Here is a 20,533-nt window from a genome sequence, read left to right on the forward strand (position 1 = left end):
AAATAGATGTACATAATTATATATAGATCTCCATGTGAGGGAGGTGTTCCTTAAGTCAGTTCAGGCTTAGGGTTCGCCTCCTATTTTTATGATAAGAAACAAAATAAAAAAGAAAATGTAACCAAAAGTAGGTGGAACTGTCACCAAATATGTAGTTACATAGTGAATAAAAGATCTTTTTAAGGAGATTCAGAGATTGCATACGAAAAAATATATGATACTTTTAGTCATTGTTCTGCTAATAAGTCTTGCTGCTATTTTCAACAATCAACACGAGTCTTCTGCAGTTACTATAGATGTGAACGGTCAAATCATTAAGACAGTAGCTGCATATCCGGGCTCGCCTGATGAGCTAATGATTCCCAAGGCTGCAGCAGAACAGGCCCTTAATATGCATATCGGCTGGCAGAAGCAGGGGGCACTTCCGAAAGGTATTTACTATAGAGACCATGTAGCTGTGCTGATGTACCATCATCTTTCAGAGAAGCCAATGCCGCAGTTTCCTTGGATCTTATCTGCCGATCGGTTTGATGATCAAATGAACCTGCTGAAGCAAGAAGGGTTTCACGTGATTACGATGGAACAATACCGTGAATTTATGCTGAATGGCGGCACGGTTCCAGATAATGCGGTGCTGCTGACTTTTGATGATGGATATGAGAGCTTTTATGAGTTGGCTTTTCCTATTCTCAAAAAATATGGCTATACGGCAGTGAATTTTGTTATCGTATCTACGATTGATCACCCAGATCCGAATAGTGTGCCGAAGCTCAATTGGGAGCAGATGCGGGAAATGAAGCGGGACGGGATGGGATTCTATAGTCACACGTACGATTTACACCATTATGGTATCGTGGATGCTGAGGGTGGGGAGCGGCCAGCCGCCAGTGCTTTGTTATATATCGATGATGAGAACAGAAACGAAATGAATACGGAGTACTACAGCAGAGTTACTCGTGATTTAGCCAAGGCGGAGCAAAGACTGAAGGAAGAGCTGGGGAATACCGATTCAGCGATTGCCTTTCCTTATGGATCATACAATGACCGATTGCTATCGGCATGTGATTCACTCGGAATTTCGCTAACATTTAAAATCCAGGATGGGATCAATGCGAGAACGGACCGGAATGCCTCTCGGATCAACGGGGGAAGTCAGAGTCTAACTGCAGTCCAAACTCTTGAGCAGGTTAAACATATAGATTCACCTATGGAATTAACCTTGAATAACCAAAGAGTAGCTCTGATAGGAAGTGCGCCCGAAATGAGGAAAGGGACCCTGATGGTTCCGTTTATACAATTATGCAAGGATCTACATATTGATCTCAACTACGATCAGAAGAGTCGAATCGTTAAGTTAATGAACACAACGGGAGGCTCATAAACGGCTAAGGAAATGTATGGAATGGATATCAGCTTTCCCTATGTTCATTAGGAGTTTACAAAAAGTGAGAAATTTCGCCAATTTGGGCGAATCACTAGTTGCTATAAGTGAATTCCTTACTGTAGACTATAATTAGAGTACTAATTGGTAGGCGAATGGAGAGAACAGATGGAAGTATTTAAGCGTTATTACGCGAATTTAACGGTCCGGCGTTTTTTTATTTTGGGGCTGGTTGCCCTGCTGCTATTCAGTATTAGAGATATGCTCAATTTAGTACTGTTAACATTTCTGATTGCTTATGTAATGAACAGCTTTCAGGTGCTGCTCACGAAGCGAATCAATAAATATGTTGCGGTCAACAGTAAAGTCATTATTGTTATTTTGTATTTAGCTCTGATTGCTCTGATCGTAGTGACCTTAGTGAATTATTTACCGAAGGTCTTCACACAGATAAAGCAGTTAACTAATTTTCTGACCAGTTTAACCCCTGCAAACATTCCGCAGAACGAAATCGTGCAGTATTTATTTGCCCAGCTTAAGGATTTGAACTACCAGTCTTATGTGAAAGATGGTCTTGAATACGTCCTGAAAATAAGTAATTGGGGCACAAGCTTCGTATTATCCACCATTCTGAGCTTTGTCTTTATCCTTGAGAAGAACAGAATTGTCAGTTTCACTGCCCGTCTTAAAGAGAGCAAGATTTCTTGGTTCTATGTTGAGCTTGAGTATTTCGGTAGAAAATTCATCTCATCGTTTGGTAAAGTGATCGAAGCGCAAATTCTGATCGCGCTGTTTAATACATGCTTTACGGTGATCGGACTCTGGATCTTAGGTTTTCCGTATTTATTCGCCTTATCGATTATGATCTTCCTGCTTAGTTTGATTCCAGTTGTAGGTTTTGTGATCTCCTTAATACCACTTTGTATTATTGGTTACAACATTGGTGGCATAGCAATGACGATATATGTATTGGTTATGATCGCCATACTACATTTTGTCGAGGGTTACTTCTTAAATCCAAAACTGATGTCATCCAAAATGAACCTGCCTATGTTCTACACCTTTATCGTACTTCTCTTCTCTGAGCACTATATGGGTGTATGGGGTCTAATTCTCGGCATTCCAATTTTTGTATTCTTCCTGGATATACTGGAGATCAATAGAGATAACAAGATAGAGACTTAGGAATTCAGTTAAATAGCGTTGAATATACGAAGAGGGTGATCCGATAGCCATTCAATGGCTTTCGGATCACCCTCTTTATTTAAATATAAGAATTTATAATCTCCAAGCTATATATTATCCTTATATTTCTCGCATAAACGCTTACCGTCCATTAGGGACGCCCAAGGCGTTATAGCTTGGGCGCGGAGAAATGTTGTACGGCCAATGTATGTATCTTTCTTAGCCGAAAGAAGTGAGAACACTCTCCGTAACGATGTCCCTCAGCTCCGCTTTGTGTGCTGCATACTGCTCGGCTGTAATGCTTCCAGAGGCTAGTCGTGAATCTAGCTGTTCCGTTAGCTGGGTTACCTGTAGATCGATCACATCTTCAATATCTGTGTTTTGTTCTATTGCAATATCTTGAAGTGATTTGCCGTCATATAAGGCGTCGTACAGATCATCATCTGTGGGTTGGTTAAGGGCTTTCAATAATAATTCGTCTTTATCCGCAACACTTGTGGTGGACCATTGAGTTGACGAGCTTGCGTTAGCAGTAAGGCTACTCCAAGCATTTCCGAAAGACATTACTATAACTACGGTTCCTACTATAATCACTCTTTTTATATCCATTAGAGTCCTCTTTTCTTATTTTACGAATAACGTTCTATGGTTTCTGTTGAAAGTGTCTGTGATGGTTGTGGTTTAACTTATTTCTATTATAACCCGGAAAGCTGAGCTGAAGCTTAAACAATATTTAAGATAACCTAAAGATTTAACATTGAAATGATATAGCGATAATATACCCCTAGTATAATTTCCAGATGATCTAAATTGCATATTTATGCAGAAGGGTCACAATCAAACTTACGGGGAGTGTTCGGAGTTTTGAGAATAACAGCAAAAGCTAAACGTTTTCTATCCAGCGTAATTGCAAGTAGTTTGATGTTGGGGATCATGGTTCCAGCAGGATATGCGGAAGAACAGCAGCCGGATACAGAGCAGACATCTTCCGAATTAGGAGCACATTTTGATGAACAGGTTGAGCTCAACACGCTTTTAAGTCAACCGACTGTAATGACAGATGTATACGCGACACCAACCAATCCAGGCTCTTTACTTATTACAGAGGTTGTTCCAGATACTAAAAATGTAAAAGGCACGGACGGGACCTCAGTAGATGGCTATGAATTTGTCGAGGTCTACAATAATACGGACGAGCCGGTTAACTTTAAGGATTATTATTTCTTTTATAATGACAAAGATACTTGGACACCAAATGGCGATGCGGTCATACCGGCGCATGGAAATATCGTCTTCTGGATTATGAACGGCAATAATCTGAGTGTTCCTGCCGAGGATTTCATCAAAAACTTTAATCCTTCAGCATCTCTGCAGGAAGGTGTAAATCTGTTCCGTATTAACGGTGGCGGTGGTATGGCCAACGCTTCTCCGCGCAACTTACAAATTAAAAGTAAAGCAGGAGATGCTCTTATTGTCTCTGCTTCTTATGGAAAAGAACAGGTGAAGGAAAATAACGGGATTTTCTATAAGTATTCGCAATCCGACAGCTCTATGATGAGTCTCATGGCGATTTCGGGAACGGTTGCGGCTACACCAGGAACCGTAGATCCAGAACAACTACCTGAGCTAGTACCTGGAGACAAGCAACCGGTAATTGAACACCACTCGCAGAGCAGTGTGGATCCAGCGGATCTTCCCATCACTGCGAAGATTACGAACCTAGAGATTGGACCAGACGGAACGCTACCGGTAGTGAAGTTGCAATACGGCTCTCCTTCTCAGGTGAAAGATACGGTAATCACCATGACCTCAAAAGGTGAGGGGGAATACACGGCCGTGATTCCTGCGGCTGCACTGGAAGAACCAGAACTGCACTACAGCATTCGTGTAAACAATGTAACAGAGAGCTATTCTGTTCAAGTGAACCTGCCTGCATTTGATTCGAATAATGTGCCACCGCTGTTAATTACAGAGCTGCTGCCCAATTCGACGAATGTAAAAGGAACGAGCAGCGATGCTTTTGAATTCATTGAGGTATATAACAATACTGATGCACCGATTGATTTTAAAAACTACAAGATCTATTATCGCTATCCTGATAAAGGCAATGCTTCCGATGTGAAGTGGCCCTCTACGAAAGAGAGTTTTGTAATTCCTGCACAGCAGTCCGTAGTGTTCTGGGTTATTAATAGTGCTAACAGTACATACACCGCTAGTGATTTTAATGCAGAATTCAACACTAATCTGATGGATGGCACAAATCTCTTTCAAATCAAAAGCGATGGGATGGCGAACTCTGGCCGCCGGGCCGTCGTAATCAAAAGTAATACCGAGAAAGAAATTTCCTCTGCGTATTATGATGCTGATCTTACCTATGATGGTGGGGCTAAAGGTGACGACACCAAAGAAAATAAAGCCCTTCTATACAAGTATCCTGTGAATGGGCAAAGTAAAATGCTCAAGATTAGCACAGGATCAGCGGTTCCGTCACCAGGGCAGGTAGATGTTGCACTGCTTCCTAACACACCGATCCATGTGGATCCGGATACCGAAAATCCGACGGTAAATGATCTGACTGCTGTAACGGAGATTGATCAGTCGATGAGTCTGGATTTGAAGGCTTTCGCGGATGACAATAAAGCCGTTACGTCTGTAGAAGTAAGGGTAGCTTCGGATAAGCAGCCTGATTTTGTCAGCCATAATCTATCTCAAGACTTTAACGATAGCTTGTATCATTATAAATTGTCGTCTGCTGATTTGATCGGCAGAAATGAAATACAGTATTATTTCGTCGTTTCTGATGGCACGAATGAGACCGAATCTCCGGTAATGAAAGTGAAAATTACAGGTGGCCCAGATCAATCAGCGCTTCGTTTGAATGTGAAGGATGGGCAATTCATTAATGGCTCTATGACGGTAAAAGGAACCTCTGCTACCGCAAAGGCTGATGAAGTGGGCCTGAGCATCGACAATAAGGTGCTTGGCAATAACGAGGTATATGCCACGCTTGAGAATGATGCTTACTTTGTATTTGATGCGAAGAATGTAGATTATTATTTCAAAAACGGTATCACCATGGGACCAGAAGAATTAGGGGATGCGAGTATTCTATACACCTTTATGGACCCGATTACTACGTATACGACCTTGACCTTCCCGATCTCCTCTGCCGCTTTACAAGTGGGCAAGGATAATGTGATCTACATTCGGGCGGGCTCTAAATCATCGCCTTTTGACCCTCGTCCCGAGGAGAATAAAGATGATTTTGAAGTAAAGAATGTGCGTCTATTACTTGCAGACGGTACTGAAGTTTGGGACCCTGCTTATGCAGAACGTGATAAAGAAATTAAGATGGGGGACAGCGCAGGTAAGCATGAATCCATCGGCTTCCGGTTCGATCTGAAATCTGATATGTTCCGTTCGAAGGCTTATAACTGGAATACTACAGAAGTAGCGGACGGAGAACATAAAGTAACAGTGACCGAAGGTGGATCCAAGGTATCGTCAAACGTAGTTGTAGACAACACGCCACCATCTATTAAAGCATCGATTGAAGATGGAAAAACTTATCGTGGTAATTTCGTAATTACTGCTGAGATCAAGGATACTTACGCAGGTGTAGATAAAGTTAGCGTGAAGCTGGACGGCAATGTTATTGAACTGCCGTATGCTACTTCATCCGGAAAGCTGTCCGGTGGAGACCATACGCTTTCTATTACCGCATTGGATAAGATAGGTAATCAGGTAGAAAAGATAATTACGTTTCATGTGCCGAATGAGAATCCGTTTGCCCCACTCCTGATCTCACCTGCAAACTGGGCGAGTGGTGTTGGTACGAATCCAACTTTGAAGGTTAAGGTTGAAGATCCTAACCAAGACAAGATGAATGTTACCTTTTATAGAGGATTCAAGTACGATGGTAATCATCCAGAGCAAGGTTTTACTGGATTTAAGAACGCATCCGATACAGAGCCACCGAAACAATCCGTTCCTGCGGGTGAGCAAGCACTTAGTAGTGACGAGTACAGCAAAATAAGTGCAGTGGACGGACAGTATTTAATCAACGATGCTGTTGAGCAATTTCCTTATCAGCGATATGAAATTAAGCTTGATGAGTCCGTTAAGGCGACAGATCGTGTAGATATTGAGTGGAAAGGAAATTCATTGCCGGGACGTAAAGTAAGTCTTTACGCTTGGAGTCCTGCTGAAGAGAAATGGATACAGCTGGATCATTTAATCGCAGGAACAGAGGATTTTGAACTGAGATCTACGGTGACCGTTGGGCAATTTATGAATGGAAATAGCATTGCCGTAATGGTTCAGGATGAAATTGCGTCTGTGGCTAAATCAGCTACAACGGTAACGCAAGACACCTATGACTTTTCCTTTGTTTGGATGTCTGATACGCAATATTATTCACAGAGCTACCCTTACATTTATCGTAAGAACGTGAAGTGGATAGCCGACAACAAGGATAATTTGAACCTGAAATATGTAATTCATACAGGGGATATAGTGGATAAATCCTATCAAGAGTACGAGTGGAAGGAAGCGGACCAGAACATGAAGGTTCTGGAGGATGCTAACATCCCTTATGGTGTTCTTGCAGGTAACCATGACGTAGGTCATCAAACCGGTGACTATACGAAGTTCTGGGAGTATTTTGGAGAGTGGAGATTCAAGAATATGCCGACCTTTGGTGGTTCCTATGACAACAACCGGGGCCATTATGATTTGGTATCTGCGAACGGAAATGACTTTATTATCGTATATATGGGCTGGGGACTGGCTGAAGAAGAAATTGAATGGATGAATGAGGTTGTTGCTCGTTATCCAGAGCGTAAAGCGATCCTTTGTCTTCATGAGTACCTGCTTGTATCGAATAACCGTGCACCAATCGCCGATACGATCTTTGAAAAGGTTGTAAAACCTAACAAGAACGTAATCGCAGCACTGTCCGGTCATTATCATGATGCAGAGCTTAAGGTAGATGAGCTGGATGATAATGGAGATGGCATTGCGGACCGCAGTGTATATCAAATGCTGGCAGATTATCAAGGTGCCGAAGAGGGTGGACTTGGTTATATTCGTCTGCTTCAGTTCGATGTAGCTAACAACAAGCTTCGTGTGAAGACTTATTCGCCTTACTTGGATGATTATAATTATTATGATGAAAATGAGTTCCCGGGCAAAGATGAGTTCGTACTAGATCTCGATCTGCAGCCTGTAACAAAACGTGTAGCTACCGATTACATTGGAGTTAAGGTTTACAGTGATCAGACAATCGCGACCCAGCAGCAAGTAGAGAGCGGTGCGGAGACTCAGGTCACTTGGAGTAAGCTTAATCCAGAAAGCTACTACCAGTGGTATACAAAAGTCGTGGATGATAACTCTGGCAGTGTGCTTTCAGACATTTGGGGCTTCTACACTGGAAAAGAGGATGTAACACCAACACCAACACCAACACCAACACCAACACCAACACCAGAGGTATCGCCATCGCCAGAAGTGACGCCCACACCAGCACCAGAGGTGACATCGGCACCTCCAGTAGTTTTACCAGTGCCAACAGTGACTCCAACGCCTACAGCCACACCTGGAGCGGGAAAAGGAAACATTGAACTGGCATTAGGAAGTAATGGAACGTATACAGCTGATCCGTTAGCCTTGAAGAAGCTGATAGAGGAAGCTGCTACAGGGGGAAGCCTAAAGATTAGCGTAGGCGGAGCAACCTCGGCTCAAGATCAGATTAGAATTGCTCTTGATGCAGCGGCCGTTCAACAGGCTGTCGATAAGAAGTTGAATTTGAATATTGTTTCATCTAACGTTACATTGAGCGTTCCATCAAGCTCCTTACCAGCTATCCCGGCAGGCAGTGATATGCTGCTACTTAGCATTGATACGAGTATGATTTCTGTACAGGCCAATGTCTCTGGAATGAGTCCATCCAGAGCTAACGTTACGTTGAACCTCAGTACATTAGCAGGAGGCAAAGAAACGGCTATTCATCAGTTTAAAGGTGCTGTTACGATTACCCTGACGCTGACGAAGGAACAGCTTGCTAAGCTCGATACAGATTTTGCGGGTGTCTATTATGTAAATGGCAGTACGTTGGAATATTTGGGTGGAGTGTTTAAGGATAATACCGTTACCTTCACAACAAATCACTTTTCCTCCTTCGCAGTGCTGGAATACCATAAGCAGTTTAGTGATACCGCTGGTCACTGGGCAGAGCCGTACATTTCCAAGCTGACGACTAAGCATGTGATTAAGGGTATCGACGATACGCACTATGGTCCACAAGCGAATGTAACCCGTGCAGATTTTGTTACACTAGCCATTCGTTCACTCGGATTGAATGAGACAAGTGAAACTACGGGGAATGGTGCTTTTGCAGATGTATCAAAAGATGCTTATTATGCATCATCGATAGACAAAGCTGTCCAGCTTGGACTTATCCAAGGCAGTGATGGCAAGTTCCGTCCTAAAGATGCAATTACACGTGAAGAAGCGGCTGTTGTCCTGCAGAAATTGATACAATACAAAGCTGGAGTGCAGTCTTCCATTGCTGCTACTGCAAGCTTTAAGGATATGAACAGCGTATCAGAGTGGGCGAAGCAAGCGGTAAGTGAATTGAAAGCTAAGGGAATTCTTGACGGTAAGGGCGACAATAATTTCGATCCTCGTGGCAAAGTAACCCGTGCTGAAATTGCAAAACTGTTATATGGAATAATCAATTTATAAGAATAGTATGGCAAAGGCAGGCAGAGGTAACTCTGGCCTGCTTTTTGTCATTTTGTGCACTCTATATTCCTTTTCTTCTAGCAAAGAAGGAAATTCTTACTATTCATAGGATTTTTCATATATAATATTTTTGAATAAATTTTTAATAGACATAATCTTTCAAAATAGAGGTAGATGGTAAGTGAAGCTGACAGGAATAGAGATGTTCAAAGATCTTTCAAACATGGAGCAGGCTAAACTGCTGGGAATGCTTACGAAGCTGGAGCTTCCTGCGGGGACTCTACTATTTGAACAGGGTGATCCTGGGGATCGGATGTTTATCGTTGAACGAGGCACAATGGAGCTGTTCCTGAACATGGAAGAAGGTGGCCGCCGCTCTTTAGCGCTGCTTGGACAATGGGAAGTGCTTGGAGAGATGGCGCTGCTAACTGGTGAAGCTCGTTCGGCAGGGGCGCAGGCAGTGGTGGAAACCACACTTTACGTGATCGACCGAAAAATGTTCGACCGCCTGATTGCTGAGAATGCAACCTTGTCAGCTTATTTTATCCGGTTGTTATCTCAGCGACTAACAGCGACCAATGGCCGCTTGCAGGCGGTAAAAGAAAGTGAACATAAGCGTGTGGAGCAGAAGCTGGAGGAGCTGCCAGAGGAGATTAGACATTTTATTCTTTGGTGCTCACATATTCCTGTAGTAAACAGGGAGCTCTCGTGCTATACTTTCGGGTTTTCTCTGCGAGAACAGGTGAAGAAATATCCTTCGCTGTGCTCTTTTTTTAGAGGGGGATTGTTGGAGGAAGAACGGCTGGAGCTGCTTCCAAGTTTAAAGCCTACACTACATGATATTTGCAAAAATAAATTTGGTTATGAAGAAATGGCATTATGGTTTAACCGGGCGCTGAAGTGGTATGAAGCGGAGGGTAACTGGGCTGCAGTAATCGAAATGCAGGGCACTCAGGAGAATTGGGGCACTGCGCTGAACACTTACGTCCGTGTAAAGAGTGAGCTGCTGAAGGAAGAAAAAGAAGATCTGCTTGATCTGATGAGGAAGGCTCCAATAGAGGTGCTGGCATCCAATTATGGTTTCTTGCAGGATTATATTCCTTATTGTCAGCTTCATCATTTGGAACAAGGTCTAGCGCTTGTTGAGTCAGCTCTAAACGGTATGGAGTCCTTCTCTTCTCGTGAACTGCTAACGTTATATGAGTGGGGAACCGAGTTGTGTCGGCGATTGGGGAGAGATCATCAGGCGCTCGAATACTTACAACTAGCAGACATTGTCACGGATACTCTGGCTGACCCTAAAGCTGAGGTCGTAAATAGTGAACGTGCCTATGGACTGGCTAAGCAGAAGCTGGCTAGAAAAAGAAGTGAGCAACTTGCCCGTGGTGCGGCCCGTTTGGGTAAGGGGAATCGATGGTTAGGCTTAGTCTCTGTGGTTACAGCTCTTCTATGTGTAGTGTTGGCCTTCGTGATCGGTCCTATAGGTGACTTGTCTGCGAATGCGACAGCTTTTATAGGGATTGCTATCGCTGCTGTTATTCTGTGGATCGTCAATATCATCCCCGATTATGTCGTGGCGTTAGGAATGGTTATGCTCTGGGTCGTTGGTGGCATCACCGATACGGAGACGGCTTTATCTGGGTTTGCTTCAGGAACGTGGATTTTTATGATTTGTATTATGGGCTTTAGCGCTGTGATTACAAAGTCCGGAATTTCCTACCGATTCGCCTTGCACGCCTTAAAAAGATTCCCCTCAAGCTATCGCGGACAGCTATGGGGCATTGTTGCTGGCGGTATGATGATGAATCCGCTCATTCCCTCCTCTTCAGCTAAGGTATCACTTGGCGTACCTGTTGCACACACCCTCTCTGAATCTATGGGTTATGGGGAAAGAAGCCAAGGAGCAGCAGGGCTAGGGCTCGCTGCTATGATATTCTACGGCTTTACCGCTCCTTTTGTAATGACAGGCTCTTACACCAATGTTATGGCTTATGGTTTGGTGACGGGGGGAGAATCGGTTTCGTGGCTGCAATGGCTACTGTATTCCCTGCCTGCGCTCATCATCTTCGGCGGTGTATTATTATCCGTCCTATCCTTTATGTTCCGAAATGTTTCAGGCTCCAAGGTGGTGTCTGGCGATGTGCTTAACGAACAGTTGGCGTTGCTCGGTCGACTCACCAAAGACGAGCGCATCTCCTTATGGACGATTATCGGCTGCATTGTGTTCATGGTGCTTCAGCCGCTTCATGGGCTGGATAATACATGGGTAATGCTGATAGGCTTCGCGGTACTGACGATCTCAGGGGTACTTGATAAAGGAACTTTATCCAGCGGTATCGACTGGACCTTCCTATTGTTTCTTGGCGTAGCATTCAGTTTTGCAGGTGTATCTGATCAGCTTGGCATTGCCGAGGTGCTTTCTTCCTTTTTATATGAGCATATGAGCTTGTTTGTCTCTTCACCGGTATTGTTTCTATTGGCAGTCATAATGATTTGTTTCGTAGTTACGCTTGTCATTCGTGATGATCCGGCAGTCATTCTCCTTGTTACGGCACTTCTTCCAATTGGCGCAGGAATGGGTATTCATCCATGGGTGCTTGTATTCCTTATTCTGTTATCCACTGACCCCTTCTTCTTTGCTTATCAATCACCAACATATCTGACCGCTTATTATAGCGCAGAAGGTAAAGCCTTTACCCACAAGCAGGCCCAAAAGATTGCTTTAGGTTATGGACTTGCCGTTATATTACTAGCGATTCTATGCATCCCTTATTGGCGCTGGTTTGGACTCATTCCATAATACATAGATTGGAGAAACGAACTTTGAGAGTAAAGTTAGCACATATTTTACTTCTGCTTACTGTGATTTTTGCGGTTCTACTGTATAGAGGGAGTCTCGACTCCATTGATCATCTGTTACAAGACCGCGTGATGCAGCACGAGCGGTCTGTGGATACTACGATTGCTATCATCGGGATAGACGATCAGAGCTTGGGGGACTTTGGCAGCTGGCCGTGGAGCAGAAATGTTCATGCACAGCTGTTAGATAAGCTCTCCGAGGGGCATCCAGCAGTGATCGGTTTTGACCTTACGTTCCCTGTAGGCTCGGAGGACCCGGAGGCGGATACAGAATTCGCTGCGGCTGTGGCCCGTGCGGGGAATGTAGTTTTGCCGGTATATGGAACATTTGCGCCAAATACCGAGCAGGGAAAGATCGAAGCGCTGGAGCTATCCCAGCCGTTTGAGGCTTTGCGGAAGGCTGCGGCTGCAACCGCCCATATCAATACTATTACCGATACTGATCGAGTGGTGCGTAAGGCTCTTTATTCTTTTGACTATGAAGGGGAGTCTATTCACAGCTTGTCATGGACGGTCTACCAGAAATATAGAGAGGCGATGGGGGGCACTGCTGATCCGCAGAAACTGCCACTGGATGACTTTGGGCGCTTTTATATCCCTTATTCAGGTGGCAATGGCGACTTTGAGGAGATTCCTTATTCGGCGGTTCTTAGCGGAGAGGTTCCACCATCTTATTTTGAGAATAGAATTGTGCTTATAGGGCCCTATGCTACAGGGTTTAAGGATGACTTCCTAACACCCATTAGCGGAAAAAATACGTTATATGGTGTGGAAATTCATGCAAATATCATTCAATCTCTACTGGACGATAATTATAAGCGGGTACTGGATTGGAAGTGGAACGAGGTAATGTTGCTTTTTGTTGCGCTCCTAGCCTATCTACTATTCCGTAAAGTGAAGATGCTATATTCCTATGCGGTCATTGTGGTCATCATTGCACTTCTTATCTTTGCAGGTCGTTTTTTCTATAACCAAGGGATAGTAATTTCACTGGGTTATGTGATTCCCTTTTTAATCGTTAGTTGTATTATCGTAATAGCTTTTCAATATTTAGAAGAACTGATGGAGAAACGTAGAGTTACGGATATTTTTGGTCGATATGTAGCCCCGCAGGTTGTCGATCAAATCCTCAAGAACGGTCAAGAAGGGCTGAAGCTGGGAGGAAGCCGCAGAGAACTAACCTTGTTATTCGTTGATATTCGCGGGTTCACTCCGCTGTCGGAGGCTGCTGAACCAGAGGAGATTGTTGAGATTCTGAATGAGTATCTGGATCTGACTGCGGGTTGTATTTTTAAGTATGATGGCACGCTGGACAAGTTTATCGGGGATGCCACGATGGCGATCTTTAATGCTCCATTGCTGCTGGAGGATCATCCAATGCAAGCGGTGAAGGCGGCGTGGGCGATGAAGGAAGGCTCGGCTGCGGTGGAACAAAAGCTGTTCGAACGGTTTGGGCTTATAGTGAAATTCGGCATTGGGGTACACACTGGTCCAGCAGTATTCGGGAATATTGGCTCCAAGACACGAATGGATTATACAGCGATTGGAGACACCGTCAACACGGCGGCCCGTCTGGAAAGCAATGCGAAGCCTGGACAAATCCTCATCAGTGAGGCTACCTACGCTTTTGTAAAAGATAGAGTATCGGCTGTTTCATTAGGGGAGATCAAGGTAAAGGGCAAGGAACAAGGAATCATTGTCTATGAACTGGAGGGATTGAGATGAGGTCGTTAAAGCTTACACTGTCGTTTATGCTGTTGTTCAGTATTCTTTGGCCAGCGGTTGTCACAGAGGCGAAGGATAGCGTTAAAGTGGGGAAAATAACTGCAGTCTCAGGCAAGTCTGAGGTGAAAAAGAGCGGTGGAACGAAGAAATTCAACGCTTTTAAAGGAATGGCGATTACGCAAGGCGATACGATTATAACTGGGACTGACGGGAAAATCAGCCTCGACCTCGATGCTAACAAAGAAGTTACGATCGGAGCCAGCACTACGCTTACTATTAGCCAATTAGTCGAAAGTGCAAAAGCGCTGGGCGGTAAGACAAGTCTGAAGCTGCAAAATGGGCAAGTCCTGATCAAGGTGAAAAAGAAGCTGGAAGGCGACTCCCGGTTTGAGATTGAGACCCCGACGGCTATCATGGGCGTGATGGGCACAGAGTTTTTTGTTAGCGTTAATAGCCAAGATAATGTAGTCCTTAATGGTGGGGTAGGAATTAACGGCGATTATCTGGGAGTTCTGGAAGGAACGGTTCACGTAGTTTCGCCTACTAATCCCACGTTGATTGAGCGTATGATAACAGCTTCCCAACAGCTTATTATGGAGAATGAACAATGGACACAGGAGCAGCTGTCCCTGAATGCATTACCGCAATTTGCTCTAGAGCAGCATTTGAAATATCTGAACGAAGAAAAATATACATTGGAATTGGAATCGGCTAAGAAAAGAATCGAACAACTAATCCAGCAAATAAAAGCTACTATGCCTGTTCACTCAAGCTCACCTATACCATCAATTCCACCTCAGATTAACTATGATCTATCTAGTTGGTCTCCTTTAGATATAACGAAGCCAACACCACCAACTAGACCGGAACCAACAGCAGCACCAACACCAGATCCAACACCGACACCGACACCGGAACCAACACCGACACCGACACCGGAACCAACAGCAGCACCGACACCAGAACCAACGCCGACACCGACACTGGAACCAACAACAGCGCCAACGCCAGAACCAACACCAATACCAACGGAAACACCAAATCCACTTGGTGCACCTGAGATAGATCAGCAGGAATTTAGAGAACATATCTATGACTTTCTCGTCAGTGACAGAGAAATTGTATTACCGTTTACAGCACCGCTAGCTTTTAATATCGCAGACGACTCTAATCCAAATGCAGCAAGGGATGGAGTGAGTGTTACTTTGAATCAGAGTGAGGACAAGCTCGACTTAGGCGAGGTCTACATTCGAGAGAATAAGCTTTACATTCAGTCTCGTGAATCACTTCCTTATAGGTCTTTCGTTCAAATTAAGGTTAACGGCGGGTTATTAAAGAATGCCCTTCCCGAGGGGGAGGTACAGAAAGAGGATCAACAGATAGCAGACGGCGGGTTTTACTTTGAAGGACAGATCACTCCGAGTTATTTTAACCATACTGGCCCTATAGGTGAAGATGAAGCACCGGAATTTATCATCCATTCACTGGGTTATGATGTAGGGGAGATTGGATATTGGCTAGAATTTTATGAGGGAGCCCCAATTCCCCTTGAAGGCTTTGAATACACGCTGGATCGGAACGATGAGAATACTGCGGTCCTAAAACTTTCACCTGAATTTTTGAACGCTAAAGGTACAGAATCCTATATCGTGATCATTCCTCTTGTGAGGTTTGAAGAAACAGAGGAAGGTTATATGCAGGTAGTAATAGATTATCTTAGGCTCTATGTTAATATGTAATTCCAGTGGTGCAGCAACCTTCGAGAGGAGAAAATAATGTAATGAAAAAGGAATTTACCTCCATCATTTGTGGATTTATACTCATAAGCGGATCACTATCCAGTATCGTCGGCGCAGAGGCAGTGCAACCCATAAGCAGCAATGTTCAAGGGAGTATAGATCAGAATGTCTCTTCTAATGCTGTGCTCTCTCTTAAACAGCCGTGGGGACTGACTGCCGTACCTGGTAGCAATGACCTCATTATCGTTCAGTCCGGAAGCGGTGTTATCAGCAAGTGGAGCAATGGAGAGCTGCAGACAGTGGCTGGACAAGGTGCTGAAGGATATATCGATGCTAAGAGTGCGAAGGCCTTGTTCAATCATCCAACGTATACCGCTGCTGACAGTAAAGGCATTATCTATATCAGTGATACCGACAATCATGTTATCCGTAAAATAAAGAATGGAGAAGTATATACCCTCGCAGGAACAGGAGTGGCCGGCTATAAAGATGGACAACCCAATACCGCGCAGTTTAACGCGCCGGGTGGATTGGCAGTAGACAGCAATGACAACGTATATGTTGCCGATACGCTGAATCATGTGATTCGCAAAGTTACACCCCAAGGTATTGTGACAACTTTTGCGGGTCAGCAGGGTAATAATGGTGCTTATTTAGATGGTTCGGTAGCTTCGGCCAAATTTAATGAGCCGGTGGGTCTTGTGTTCGATGAAACCGGTAATCTCTATGTGGCTGACAGTGGGAATCAGATGATTCGTTTGATTACAGGCAATAAGGTTGAGGCCTTTGCGGGCAAAGCAACGACGGTTGATCCAGTGACTGGATATATGGCTGGAGGATTCCAGAATGGAGATCGTCTGTCGGCGCTGTTCAATCGTCCTCGTGGACTGGCCTACGCCGATGGGGTATTGCTGATTGCTGATAGTCTGAACCATAGGGTTCGGGCCATTCAGAAGGATGGAAAAGTCATAACAGTCGCAGGGCAGGGGACCTCGGGAGATCAGGTTGGAGTATTGGATAAAGTGATGTTTGATCAGCCTTCCGGTGTTGCGCTTGCCTCCGGGAAGCTGTATGTGACCGATACACTGAATAACAAGCTAAAGGTATTGAATCTTGATTTGCAAGCTCTTAAGCCACTGCGTAGCGAGGCTGATCTGCTTGAATCAGTTCCACTGCTGCCAGCGGGTAATAACATGCAAGTGTGGTTGGACGGAGCACAGGTGAAGTTAAATAGTGCTACTCAACCTCTTAAGGCGTCCGAATAGTTTTCCAGATGGGCGGTGCTGCTTGCTGCTCTGGAAGCCAGTGCTTCATGGTATGACGCGCATACCATGGAGCCGCAAGAGGAATGGCTTAAGCCGCATCTTCAGCTTTATCAGTTCATTATGTTCGAAGGCATTCAGTATACAATTGATGTTTCGCGTCCGATTGGCGCACGTCTTCAGACGTGCGAGTATCGGGGACAAGCGGTTCGGGATACGGATATGTTCACGATTGTCATGACAAACTATTTGGCGGAGCAAGCTTCGCGTTATCCGATGTTTCGAAGAATGAAACGGCTTTTCGAGCTGGACGAGCCCTTTTACAGCAACTTGAGAGGGATGCCGGCTCACATGACGTTCTGGCATTTGATCATACGTCGAACTGGCGGATAATAGGGGGAATATACAGACTCATATGGAAAAGTGTCCCATGAGAGAGGGATGTTATTATTTATTGCTAAGCCGAAGAATTCCAGGTATGCATTCCGGATTTTCGCTCGGCTTTTTTCGTTCGTTTATGGTTCAAGGAAATGTTCAATCGAGCTTTACTTTAAATCAACATTATGCTAGCCTGAAATAGACAGGCAGTCGGTCTATAGATGGGAGCTGTAAAAATGAGAGTTATAAAAAAAGCCGAGGAGCGCAAGAACGAAATACTTGACGCGGCAGATGAGCTTTTTGGTCAGAAGGGCTTTGATGGCACAAGTACAAACGATATTTTGGAAAAGGTCGGGATTGCGCGGGGAACGCTGTATTATCACTTCAAGTCGAAAGAGGATATTATGGACGCTCTAATTGAGCGCTATACGGTTCTCATTTTAGAAGCGGCGAAGGAAAATGCTGCAGACAAGAGTATACCCGTAAACGAGCGCATTATCCGTGTTGTAATGTCACTTAACATTAGTGGAGGAAACGGCAAGGAAATTATTGACCATATTAACAAGCCGCAGAACGCGCTAATGCATCAGAAGATAGAAAAGATCATAATCAACGGTGTTACGCCGATCCTGACAGGAATAATTTGCGAGGGCATTGAACAGGGACTGTTTAGCACTCCATTCCCTTATGAATGCATGGAAATGATTGTGACATATGCGAATATTGTTTTTGATGATGATATGGTGACTATGGCGAACGAGGAGGAGAGCGCTTCACGCATACAGGCGTTTGTTTTCAACGCAGAAAGGCTGCTTGGTGCTGAAAGTGGAAGCTTTATGTCCGCTATGCAGATGTTTGGCAGCGATCATGTAGGTAGCACTGAATAATGGGGAAAATCGATTTTGAAGTCGGTTAAAAGTTTGAAACAGAGGTGACTTATGTATTTCAGAATAATCCGCAATGACATTTCAAAAAGCAAATTAATCACACTGACAACTATGATATTTGTCGCTGCAGCGGCCATGCTAGTTTCTCTCGCGGCAGTTCTTGTCGTACATTTATCAGGTGCGATTGATACGTTAATGACACAGGCAAAAACCCCGCATTTTATGCAGATGCATTCAGGCGCAATTGATAATGAGCGGCTTGCAGCTTTCGCGGAGCAAAGCAGCAATGTCGATGAATTTCAGGTGCTTGAGTTTCTCAATGTAGACAGTACGCAGATAGTAATGGACGGAAATTCGCTTGCAAACAGTGTTCAGGACAACGGCTTTAGCACCCAAAGCAGTAAATTTGATTATCTTCTTGATCTAGACGGGAAAGTCATAAACGTAGCAGACGGTGAGCTATATGTTCCAATAAGCTATATGAAGGATGGTATTGCAAAGCTCGGTGACCAGACCACCGTATTCGGAAAGAAGCTTACTGTTGCGGGTTTTCTTCGCGATTCACAGATGAATTCATTGCTTGCCTCGTCAAAGAGGTTTCTTGTGAGCGAAAATGACTTTGCCGAAATAAAGGATTTTGGAAGCACGGAGTATCTGATTGAATTTAGATTAAAGGATTTGTCCGAGCTTGGCGCGTTTGAAACAGCTTATACCTCCGCTGGACTTGAAGCAAACGGACCGACGATTACATATCCGCTTTTCAAAATGCTTAACGCAATTTCCGACGGGTTGATGATAGCGGTCATACTTCTTATAAGCGTGCTTGTCGTTGCAATCGCATTTATGTGCATACGCTTTACGCTCCTTGCGAAAATCGAAGACGACTACCGTGAAATTGGCGTTTTGAAAGCAATAGGGCTGCGCGTTTCCGACATAAAAAAGATTTATATTGCGAAATACGCGGCGATTGCGGCGGCTGGCTGTACACTTGGATTTGCATTCTCGTTTGTGTTCAGAGGCATGCTTCTTGAAAATATACGGCTTTACATGGGGGAAAGCGGCAATGCTTCTTTTGCCTTGTTTCTTGGATTAATCGGCGTACTGCTTGTATTCCTTGCTATTATCGCTAATGTAAGCATAGTGCTGAAACGCTTTCGGAAAATATCCCCCACGGAAGCCATTCGTTTTGGTATTTCACAAGAAAAATCCGCGGGTGCAAAGCGGTTTTGCCTGAACAGAAATAGGCTGTTTAACACAAATATTTTTCTCGGCATCAAAGATGTACTCGCAAGGAAAAGACTTTACGCCACGATGCTTGTGGTGCTTGTAATTTCGACCTTTATCATTATTGTTCCGCAGAACCTGTACAACACTATTTCTTCAAAAAGCTTCATCACATATATGGGGATAGGAAGCTCCGATATGCGCGTTGACATTCAGCAGACTGATAATATTTCTGGAAAAGCAGCGGAAATTGCAAAGGCGATGGAGAGCGACGGATCCATATCCCAATATGCCGTGCTTACAACTAAAACATTCAAAGCAAAGACGGAAAAAGGCTTGGAGGAAAGCTTGAAAATTGAGCTTGGCGACCATTCGATATTCCCTCTGGGATATTCCGCGGGCAGAGCACCCGCAGCAGAAAATGAAATTGCGCTTTCGGTTTTGAACGCTGATGAACTGGGCAAAAGGGTCGGGGATGTCATTACGTTGGTGATTGAAGAGGAAGAGAAAAATCTCACGGTAAGCGGAATTTACTCCGACATCACCAACGGTGGTAAAACCGCAAAGGCTGCTTTCACCGACAACTCGTTAGATATGATGTGGAGCGTTATCTACGCAGAGCTTTCAGATAAATCTCTTGTTGACGGCAAAGCTTCGGAATATGCGGACCGGTTTGATTATGCAAAGATTTCAGGCATTGATGAATATATTACACAGACATTCGGCTCGACAATAAGCTCCGTCGGAAAGGCCTCCTATGCCGCAATTGCCGTTGCGCTGATAATAATGGTACTGGTTACACTGTTGTTTATGAAAATGCTTGTTACAAAGGACAGATATTCCATTGCCATGATGAAAGCGTTAGGTTTTACAAATTCGGATATTATGGTGCAGTATGTAACGCGTTCGGTATTCGTTCTGCTCGTCGGAATTGTTCTCGGCACGCTTTTGGCAAACACTATCGGAGAGGTTCTCACAGGAGCGGTGATCTCCTCGTTTGGAGCATCGTCATTTAAGTTTGTGGTCAATCCGCTATCGGCATATTTGTTGTATCCGCTTATGATGGCAGGCTCCGTACTTATCGCGACAATTATTGGCACATTGGGCGCGGGACAAATAAAAATACCCGAAAACATAAAGGAGTAGCTA

Annotated in this window: 11 protein-coding genes; 10 read left to right on the top strand and 1 reads right to left on the bottom strand. The window is 44.3% G+C overall.

What is annotated here, in order from left to right; genetic code table 11:
* Positions 1-196: 196 nt before the first annotated feature.
* Together NYE25_RS22495 and NYE25_RS22500 are read left to right on the top strand one after the other, a co-directional pair.
* Entirely contained in the window at positions 197-1,381 is a 1,185-nt protein-coding gene (locus NYE25_RS22495) for a polysaccharide deacetylase family protein (protein ID WP_076299922.1), read from the top strand.
* 168 nt (positions 1,382-1,549) lie between these two features.
* On the top strand, positions 1,550-2,566 hold the full coding sequence (locus NYE25_RS22500) for an AI-2E family transporter (protein WP_042184192.1): 1,017 nt from the start codon (positions 1,550-1,552) through the stop codon (positions 2,564-2,566).
* Positions 2,567-2,785: 219 nt separating this feature from the next.
* Here the strand turns inward: NYE25_RS22500 and NYE25_RS22505 are convergent, their stop codons facing one another.
* On the bottom strand, positions 2,786-3,175 hold the full coding sequence (locus NYE25_RS22505; protein WP_076299921.1) for a hypothetical protein: 390 nt from the start codon (positions 3,173-3,175) through the stop codon (positions 2,786-2,788).
* A 255-nt stretch (positions 3,176-3,430) separates the two neighbouring features.
* Here NYE25_RS22505 and NYE25_RS22510 point away from each other — a divergent pair, with 255 nt between their 5' ends.
* The 8 genes from NYE25_RS22510 (at position 3,431) to NYE25_RS22545 (ending at position 20,530) form a co-directional block, all read left to right on the top strand.
* Positions 3,431-9,310 carry an S-layer homology domain-containing protein gene (locus NYE25_RS22510; RefSeq protein ID WP_341146859.1) on the top strand — a complete coding sequence of 1,960 codons (5,880 nt, stop codon included), beginning with the start codon at positions 3,431-3,433 and terminating at the stop codon, positions 9,308-9,310.
* A gap of 181 nt (positions 9,311-9,491) precedes the next feature.
* Positions 9,492-12,110: an SLC13 family permease gene (locus NYE25_RS22515; protein ID WP_341146860.1), complete on the top strand. Its 2,619-nt coding sequence runs from the start codon at positions 9,492-9,494 to the stop codon at positions 12,108-12,110.
* A gap of 23 nt (positions 12,111-12,133) precedes the next feature.
* Positions 12,134-13,894 carry a CHASE2 domain-containing protein gene (locus NYE25_RS22520; RefSeq protein WP_341146861.1) on the top strand — a complete coding sequence of 587 codons (1,761 nt, stop codon included), beginning with the start codon at positions 12,134-12,136 and terminating at the stop codon, positions 13,892-13,894.
* A complete protein-coding gene (locus NYE25_RS22525; RefSeq protein ID WP_341146862.1) occupies positions 13,891-15,633 on the top strand; it encodes a FecR family protein in 1,743 nt (580 codons plus the stop codon). Before NYE25_RS22520 ends, NYE25_RS22525 begins: the two co-directional genes overlap by 4 nt.
* A 41-nt stretch (positions 15,634-15,674) precedes the next feature.
* Complete coding sequence (locus tag NYE25_RS22530; RefSeq protein WP_341050761.1) at positions 15,675-16,898, top strand: hypothetical protein; 1,224 nt, start codon at positions 15,675-15,677, stop codon at positions 16,896-16,898.
* Between the two features lie 15 nt (positions 16,899-16,913).
* Positions 16,914-17,288 carry a 5'-nucleotidase C-terminal domain-containing protein gene (locus NYE25_RS22535; RefSeq protein WP_341050760.1) on the top strand — a complete coding sequence of 125 codons (375 nt, stop codon included), beginning with the start codon at positions 16,914-16,916 and terminating at the stop codon, positions 17,286-17,288.
* A 221-nt stretch (positions 17,289-17,509) separates the two neighbouring features.
* Positions 17,510-18,160 (top strand): TetR/AcrR family transcriptional regulator, encoded by a 651-nt coding sequence (locus tag NYE25_RS22540; protein WP_341050759.1) that lies wholly within the window; start codon positions 17,510-17,512, stop codon positions 18,158-18,160.
* 51 nt (positions 18,161-18,211) lie between these two features.
* On the top strand, positions 18,212-20,530 hold the full coding sequence (locus NYE25_RS22545; protein ID WP_341146863.1) for an ABC transporter permease: 2,319 nt from the start codon (positions 18,212-18,214) through the stop codon (positions 20,528-20,530).
* The last annotated feature ends 3 nt before the right edge of the window (positions 20,531-20,533 follow it).

Origin of the sequence: Paenibacillus sp. FSL E2-8871, assembly GCF_038000345.1 — a bacterium.
In the GTDB taxonomy this organism is placed as follows: domain Bacteria; phylum Bacillota; class Bacilli; order Paenibacillales; family Paenibacillaceae; genus Paenibacillus_AQ.